The organism is Bacillus sp. CZDM1 (assembly GCF_055502545.1).
This window is the reverse complement of record NZ_JBUESO010000031.1, coordinates 1-8969: the sequence shown is the minus strand read 5'-3', so window position 1 is coordinate 8969 and position 8969 is coordinate 1. Positions and strand designations below refer to the sequence as shown.

Here is an 8969-nt window from a genome sequence, read left to right as displayed (position 1 = left end):
ATGTTTACCCAAAGTGAACACGCCCTTTTAAATGATGATTGTATTATAAACTAAATCTCATTTTTTCGTGTCCACTTATTAGACTAACCTCAGTTAACCGGAAAATTTCCGCTTATATCACCTCCTTTCGCTTGCTCTATACACAATAGACGGAAAATCTCCGCCTATGAATTCTCAACCCTACACGAAAATCAACAATGAATAATAATAAAAACGGAAGTGCAGGAAGCATACAGGTTTGGGATATAACTGCCGAATATTTATTGAAGAGGTGTAAAATTCGAATTTAGCCCCGTTTCCTTTAAGAAGGTGTATAATGGAATACGATATTACCTGAATGACGGAGGTTAGTATGAAGTTTTTTATAAAGTTAAATACAATCAGTGCCTTATACGCGTTAGCGTTGTTTATTGCGATCGAACTCATTATAAATGTTTCTCATATTAGTCAAGTATATGGCTTTGAGTGGGACCATGTTTACATTGTCATTGCTGTTATTAATGTTATTGGACTTCTTCTTGCGACCCTTATCTTTTTTAGCTTAACAAATAAGTGGATGTCAGGCAGAAAACACCATCTTTGGACACTTATTCTATGGGTACCTTATTTTATTGTGTTATTCTACTTGTTCACTGTCATCGTTCCTCTTAATGCAGGAGTGATCCTTTTTCCTAGATTTAGTCTCTTAATTTTTGGGTCTGCCTTGCTGTTTCCGGTCTACATATTATTTATTAATGTCTTTGCTTTACCTATAAGTACGGACGAGCGGAATTCTACTATTAGCAGGCAATATATTAAGTAAATTTTTAAGGAAAAATGCTTGGAGCATATCATAACTCCAAGCATTTTTATATAACAATTTTTAATGAAAATAGAATTACAAAATTGGATGGTGACTGGCACTTTTCATATTTCATTCGATATGGTTATGAGGTCTCCGCTGTAATACTATTTCTTCGAAAATAAATTCCCCCTTTTCATTTCATTACTCAACAGGAACTGTTTCTAAACTCTCTACGTTTACAGTTTCTGGTTTAAAATCGTACGTTTTCTTTCCCCATACTTTAAAAACTTTTAATATGATTAAATAAATTGGAATCGGTGCTAATAGCAAAAGGATTCCATTACTCATAGATAATGCACCAGAAGCAATTGCCATAATCGTAGCAATTGTCACATAACTAGGCATCATTGCAATATTCATCAAACCTAATTCGACTGCTGTAGAAGTTTTTAAAGAAGGATCAATAATTCTAACAAGAGCAATACCGCTAGGTACAGTTCCAGTGGCAGTGCCGTATAAACCAAGGGTTCTTTCAAAATCGTTTTCTCCGCCAAGTCTTTGGCCAAAATAAATGCATATAATTACTGTTAAGATCGTGATCACAATAGCCTCAATTATTATTGGAACCATCCATTCACTTAACACGCTAAGTGGTACAGCCATAAATGATGCAACCACTAAATAATCTGTTGTCCATCCGGTAATCTTGGATTGGAACGTATTATCGAGCATATGATCTATCCGTAGTTTTTTCATGATGAATTTAACCAGATACCCAGACAACATTCCGAATATAAATAGCATACTGCTAAAAGTTGGGCCAACACCAGGAATGAATGAAATGACCTTCGCCATACCCAAAGCTAACATAAAACAGAGGCCGATAATCGCAAAATGAAAAGTCATTGTATCCATATTTCCACTAAATATTGTCTCATTTCCTAATGATTGACGCTTTTCATCCTTCACATAATAGCCTCTTTCAACAAAACCATCGATTCCGGATTTGCCCAAGTTTTTGGCTAATCCTTTTTTGATACCATATCTCGCTAAGGGGACACCAACGAAAAAACAAACTAAAAATCCAATTGCTGCAAATGTAATTCCAACAGTAGCAGCGTTTACAATTCCATATTGTTGCTCCATAATCCCACCAAAAACAGCAGATTGTCCTGGACCTTGTGCAAAAGCAAATGGAATGAGTAACCCGTAGACTGGATCCATCCCAAAGAAACCGCCAATACCCAAGATGAGAATAGCTCCAACTGCAGGAGTAAGGGCATATAACACATTCCAAAGAAAACCTAAACCTAACGCTCCTTTTGCAATACCTTTTCCGACAGAGCTTGAAGAGCTTGAAGAGTTTGACTTGGGATTACTTGTCAAACCAATGGAAATAAACGTAATAGTAAATAAGAAACTTACAATATTTACATACATTGCTGAGTCAGTAGATGTTATAAGTCCCGTATTCATAAGAATCAAGCCTAGTAGACCAGCAATAACACTCGCAGGAACTATCATCCTTCTAATAAATGGAACCTTTGTCCGAATGATCATACCAATACAGATCATAATACTAGCTAACCCAAAAGCTATCATAAAGCTCAAAGAAATCTCCTCCTTTTTATCTAACAGAAACGCTTTCGATAACTTTAATACGAGAGGATCGCTTTTAGTCTAAAAAGAAAAGGAGATTTACAAAATGCGAGTTCTCCTCTTCTCATTTTATTGTTTTAATAGAAACTAAGTAGTTTTTACTGTTGTTTGCCCATAGACAGGCTCACCATTAATATAAGTGGATTGAATTGAAACATCTTTTATATCTAGAGGATTAATCGCTGTTGGATCCACCTCTAGGACGACAAAATCTGCCTTCTTCCCAATTTCGATACTTCCTGAATGATCCTCATCGAATATAAATCTTGCCCCATAAATGGTCATCGATTTTAAGGCTGTGACGACATCAATACGCTGTTCAGGCCCCAAAACATTGCCTTCTCTCGTGATTCGATTAACTGCTGCCCAAACGGAGAACAGCGGTGAAATGGGTGTAATAGGACAATCCGAATGCAAGGCAAACAAAAGATCGTGTTCCACAGCATCTGCTAATGGACTGATTCGTCTTCCACGCTTTGGACCTAAGAAAATCTTTTCATGTCGATCTCCCCAATAATAAACATGATTGATGAAAAAGGAACCGGCTACACCAAGTTTCCCCATTCTAGCAATATCTGCAGTTGTCGCCGATTGAACATGTTCAATCCGATGGCGGTGGTCGGTACGGGGGTTCTGCTTCAATGCATATTCATACGCATCTAAGATAGATCCAATCGCACGATCACCGTTTCCATGTGTCGTAATTCGATAACCTCGACGGTGAAGATTTAAAACTTCTTCATTCAAAAATTCCTGTGGGTGTATAAAATCACCATAAACATCTGAATTTTGATAATACGGTTCCCGTAATGCACCAGTTAGGCCTTGAATCGAACCATCTTGGAACATTTTGGCACTATCTAATTTAGCCCAGCCTCCAGATCTAGCTTGGATTTCAATATCCAATTGTTCAGAAGTATACCCTCCATATGGAGCTCCGTCACTTAGGAGATAGTGCATCATCATTAATTGCATACGCATTGGATTCACACGAAGTTTTGATGCCTGTAGATGTGCTTCAAAATCATCAAGACCAAAGATGGCCGCATCTGAATTGGTTGTAATTCCCTGTGCAACATAATCTGTGGATATTGTTCCTAAAATACGAACCAGTTCCTCAACTGTTGGTTTAGGGATTAGACTATTAATTGGTTGTTGAGCACCAAATTCATATAACACCCCGTTTAGCCGACCATTCTCATCCCGGCCAAAATGGCCGCCTTGAGGGTCCGAAATAGTATCCTTCAACCCAGCCATTTGAATAGCCAGTGTATTTGCGTACGCCAAATGCCCAGAAGCATGAGAGACAAATACTGGATTATTAGGTGTTACCTGATCAAGGTCTGCTCTGGTAAGATGACGTTTTTCATAAATTAATGTATCATCATAACCAAATCCTCGAATCCACTCTCCATTTTGTGTTTCTTTTGCTTTTTCCCCAATAGCACCTAGAATGTCTTTGATAGATTTATGAGGTGGTGTGCTGCAATTCACCATGTCCCTTGTCTGACCATACATCAGCATATGATTATGGGTATCGATAAAACCAGGTAATAGTGCTGCTCCTTCTAAATCAACCACATTCGTCTGTTGCGTTATTTCAACTTCGCCTTTAGGAGGTTCTGCTGTTTCCCAGATTCCGACTATTTTGCCTTTTGATACCGCTACTGATCCTGCACGGCGATTGTTGTGATCCAAAGTTAATACCTTTCCATTTTTAAATAAAAGATCTACTTTCATTTACTATCACTCCTTTTTATTAAAAATGAAGAGTTTAATATAACCACCTAAACTCCTCTTGTTAGCTCTAACCCATTACGATGATCCAAGTGTGCGTCTTTCCGTTTTGATAATAGTAAGTCGAATTTTGAATGCGTTTTCATTTCCTTCCAAACCGCAATTCGAAAAGAATGTTTTGTAGGAAACCACTAGAAGTTCGCTAATTTTTTGAAGAGAGGTCAATAGCTGGAGTATGACTGAGCGTAAGTGGTGGGTCTTGATACAGCACCTAGAATAATGGAGCTATTTTTAATTTCCTTTGGCACCCCAATCTTAATTTTTTCACATCCATTCTTTTAAGATAAAGGTTTTCATCCTTTGGATTAGAATCTCCCTAATCCAAACGTCAGAATGTCCGTACCAGTTAAGGGGACAAAAACTCATAATTCGATTTAAACACACATATTCCAAATTTTCAATATATTCAAAATGAATTCATTTAATAAAATCCATAATAATTCTTATTACTATAATTCATAAGTAGGACTCTAGTGAATATTTCTATTTAATTTTAATAGAAAATTTAAGGACATAATTTTAATGCTATTCACCTATGAGTACGGACGAGCGGAATTCCACTAGCGGCAGGCAATATAGTAAGTGAATTCTTAAGGAAAAATGCTTGGAGTATATCATGACTCCAAGCATTTTTATATAACAATTTTTAATGAAAATAGAGTTTGCTCCTTCTACATAAACACCATCATTTTAACCAGAAAATTGAAGCCAACAAAGGTATTCCCCCATACCTCTGTTAAAAATAAACCAGTTAAGAAAATAAATCAGGTTTTTCTTTTAGTAAGTGTTTTAGCAAGTCTGTCATTTTTACGGTGTCACATACCCTAACTGTTGCATCGCCAAATTTCCCTTTGTACATCACTTGATTTTTAAGAAAAATATCTTCAACTCGATCGTATTTTTCTGAAGTATGACCATAATGTCTTTTTTGCGGTGTGGAAATTTCCGTTTTATCCGGTAATATGGTGTATAGCATTTCGTGATCATCGGTCAATCGACCTGGTATATCAAGCCATTCCTCGACTCCATGAATATATGTACATCTTCGTAAATCGACTCCTATTAACAAGATGGCTGCCTTCTGGTCGAGTAATTTCCCCCAACTCGATTCGCGTGCACAAGGTGTGTCGAATTGTTCATTTCCGGCAATAAATTCATGTGCTTCTTTTCCCAGGGCTGCTACGGAATGCGTTGGATGCCATGAGCGAACAACACCCGGACGTTTTCGAAACAGTTCCGTTAATAATCCAACACAAGAAGGTGAGTCATTGACATCAAATCGAGGATTCTCCGCTTTAATATACGACCATGTATGGGTAGGAAAAACCAAAAGACCATTTTTCATATATTCTGAAAGTGCATCAAGGACAGTATCCGCCCCACCCGCTACTTGTCCAATACTTTTCATTGATGAATGAACAAGTAATGTTCCATTTTCGTCGATTCCCAATTCTTTCAGATGCTTTATTAAATCTTGTTCCTTGTACATCACATTCAACCTTTCAATCTATACATACACCAAAAGAATACCATATTAGGATTATTTGTCTATGTTTCCTAGACTTTTGATTATTGACTAGAAAGCTGGTGACATTGACATGTGTGGCAAATCAGTAAAGGAAGATTTTATGTATCCTTTAGTTGACATTACGGATACACTTCTTTTGACCGCACTGCAATTATCCTTGAAAGATAAAGGTTTGGTGAGTAAAATACTACCTTTTTAATCAATAAAATCACAAAAAATGCGAAAAATGATAGCCTTTGATTACTTGTTTAAGTCTATTGTTAATCTTTTCCTTGCTCATGTTTCTTTCCTTTTGATTATCGGACCATTCTTTCATATCTTCATGTTCTGGATGGTTTACATCTGCCATAATTCGCAGATATTCCTCATAGCCTCCTTCTCCTCCTACATCTTCAGGAGGTCTCTCGCCGATTCCTTCAACAAATGTTGCACGAAACTCATTTGATTTTACGACTTTTTCCAATGTTATTGTATGTTCCCAGGAGTCTCCAAAATCGTATTCATATACGACTTCACCATAGGTTGGAAAGATTTCTTCAAGAGCAACTAATCGCTCCTGACGAATCTCAAATTCATCAAAATTCAAATATTCCATCGTCTCGGGGTCATCATCCATCACAATTTTAAGGTCCTTCCTTTTCGCTCTTTCCACAACAAATTCATGTAAATGAGCGTTCTGCCAATCAAAAACGGTTTGAATAATATTATGTAGATGTCTAAACGAATAAGTGGAAGGCACTAAAACCTGTCGCCATATTTCATGACCCTCTAGCTTGATTTTTATTTTCAGTTGATAGAGGTCGATTGCAAGAACATCCTCCACAACTTCATGATGACCTTCCTGCCCATAAATAAGGCTGAGACATTCGAGCATTTTTTCAATCGGATAAAACCCTGGATTGTTTCCAGATAATTGGATAAATCTACCGGTTATCATGCTAATATATCGTTGAATTCTTAACTTTTCATCTAAATTTTCTTGCGTAAACTCAATTTCACGTACCGCATTATTCAGCTTTCCTACTATGCTTTTACTAGCTGTTTTCGAAAATGTAATAGCACCCGCTTTTTCCATATATGTTTCAATGACTTCTTTACGGACACCTTCCATTCGTAAAGCTGTAGTGATTGCCTCACAAATTAATTCATTTATTTTGGAAAAATCCTTTTTACTTGGTCTATAGATAACGATCGAATACCTTGTTTCATTATTCATCAAAACAATCGCTTTTTTTCTATCAATCGTAACAAAATTAGCGTGCCATGCCATGAAGCTATTAGGAAACTGCTCATGTCCTTCTGGAGGATGCAGCTCACTATTCTTTATTCCAAGCTGATCAAGCAAGGCTTTCGTACATTGGATTAACATTTATCTCACCCTCTTAAGTTCATATATAAATATGTTTCATCAACGATTTAAAAGTCTTGTCATATAACCGCTTGATTACATCTAATGCATCTTAATCTATTTCTTTTTCAATACTCTCTTGTTCTTCAATTATCCATTTTTACTCTGATTGTATCACAAAATGAAATGAGATTATTTAGACACCGCTTTTCATCCTTTGCATCGTAATTTAATTTACTATTGATTAAGAATTTCCCACTCAACAGTTGATTGTTATCTATACCTTTAATAACTCACAGTAAAAAAGAGGGATGCTATGCAATCCCTCTTTGCCTATCAATTCAGATCAATTCCAAAAATGAACAAATCGTTAAGATCCCTTTGTCAAAGTTTTCTAAGTTAAAGTGTTCATTCGGAGCATGGAGATTTTCATCCGGCAAGCCGAATCCCATTAAGACAACAGGAGAATTTAGGGTATGGTTGAAATCCGATACAATCGGAATGGAACCCCCTTCTCTTTTATAAACAGGTGCTTTTCCATAAACCTGTTCGTAGGCTTCAGCCGCTTTTTGAATCATCGGATGATCGATTGGGGTTAGGAATGGATTACCTGTATCTTGAAGTGTTACTTTTACACTGCATCCTTTTGGTGCTTTTTCTTCTAAATGCTTTTTGATTGAGCCCTGGATTTTTTCTGGGTTTTGATTATTAACTAGACGGCAGGTGATTTTTGCATGTGCCTCGTTCGGAATGACGGTTTTTGTACCTTCCCCCTGAAATCCGCCCCATATGCCGTTTAATTCTAATGTTGGCCGAGAACTGATTTTCTCAGGGTATGGGTAATTTGTTTCTCCTCCCGTTAATTCTGTTAGGCCCAACTGTTTTTTAAGCTTCTCTTCATCAAAGCCTAGTGCTTTAATTTGTTCCTTCTCAAATTCTGTCAATTCTAAAACATCATCGTAGAACTGATTCACATTTACCTTTCCGTTTGCATCATGAAGAGTAGAAAGCAGCTGCACTAATAAATGGTTAGCGTTCTGTACTCCCCCGCCGAACATACCGGAATGCAAATCCGTATTTGCCGTTTTAAGGGAAACCTCAAGAGCACAAAGACCTCTTAGAGAATATGTAATCGCAGGAACTCCTCTATCCCACATATCAGAATCGGATATGACCACCACATCACAGGCTAATTTTTCTTTATTTTCGGCTAAAAATTGCGGAAGATGAGGACTTCCGATTTCTTCTTCTCCTTCGATGCAAAATTTTAGGTTTACCGGTAATTTGTTTTCTACTTTCAGTAGTGCTTCGACCGCTTTAATATGTAAGAATGTCTGCCCTTTGTCGTCTGTTGCCCCTCTGGCAAAGATTTTTTCATCTCGGATTTCTGGTTCAAACGGAGGGGTTTCCCATAAGTTAATCGGGTCAACGGGCTGTACGTCATAATGACCGTATACTAATACAGTCGGGGCATCTTTCTGATGAAGCCAGTCTGCATAAATAATCGGGTGTCCTTTTGTTTGTACGATTTCAACATGTTCCATTCCAATGTTTTGTAACTTATTGGCGATCCAGGAAGCTGCTTTCTGCATGTCCTCTTTATGCTCTGATAAGGAACTAATGCTTGGAATACGAAGTAATTCTTTTAATTCCTCAACATTTTGATGATGATGCTTGGATACAAAATCAGATAATTGACTCATGTTCTCACCTATTCTTTTTTATTTTCACTTCTATTTTACACAAAAATGAGGAAGTAGACCATGGGGACGGTTCTGTACTGCACCCCGAAAGTTAGAGTGAAAATCTGACTTTTGGGGTGTTTATTTATGGGAAAATATGGTGAAAAACTT

At 37.1% G+C, this 8969-nt stretch carries 6 protein-coding genes; 1 reads left to right on the top strand and 5 read right to left on the bottom strand.

Annotated features, from left to right (window positions below; all coding sequences use genetic code 11):
* Positions 1 to 352: 352 nt before the first annotated feature.
* Complete coding sequence (locus ACY3XC_RS28545) at positions 353 to 802, top strand: hypothetical protein (RefSeq protein ID WP_464871548.1); 450 nt, start codon at positions 353 to 355, stop codon at positions 800 to 802.
* A gap of 183 nt (positions 803 to 985) precedes the next feature.
* Here the strand turns inward: ACY3XC_RS28545 and ACY3XC_RS28540 are convergent, their stop codons facing one another.
* The 5 genes from ACY3XC_RS28540 to ACY3XC_RS28520 form a co-directional block, all read right to left on the bottom strand.
* On the bottom strand, positions 986 to 2386 hold the full coding sequence (locus ACY3XC_RS28540; RefSeq protein WP_464871549.1) for a sodium/glutamate symporter: 1401 nt from the start codon (positions 2384 to 2386) through the stop codon (positions 986 to 988).
* A 144-nt stretch (positions 2387 to 2530) separates the two neighbouring features.
* Positions 2531 to 4183: an amidohydrolase gene (locus ACY3XC_RS28535; RefSeq protein WP_464871547.1), complete on the bottom strand. Its 1653-nt coding sequence runs from the start codon at positions 4181 to 4183 to the stop codon at positions 2531 to 2533.
* 808 nt (positions 4184 to 4991) lie between these two features.
* On the bottom strand, positions 4992 to 5729 hold the full coding sequence (locus tag ACY3XC_RS28530) for an AAC(3) family N-acetyltransferase (RefSeq protein ID WP_464871546.1): 738 nt from the start codon (positions 5727 to 5729) through the stop codon (positions 4992 to 4994).
* A 247-nt stretch (positions 5730 to 5976) separates the two neighbouring features.
* A complete protein-coding gene (locus tag ACY3XC_RS28525) occupies positions 5977 to 7137 on the bottom strand; it encodes a plasmid pRiA4b ORF-3 family protein (RefSeq protein WP_464871545.1) in 1161 nt (386 codons plus the stop codon).
* Positions 7138 to 7457: 320 nt separating this feature from the next.
* A complete protein-coding gene (locus ACY3XC_RS28520) occupies positions 7458 to 8819 on the bottom strand; it encodes a dipeptidase (RefSeq protein ID WP_464871544.1) in 1362 nt (453 codons plus the stop codon).
* Between the last annotated feature and the right edge of the window lie 150 nt (positions 8820 to 8969).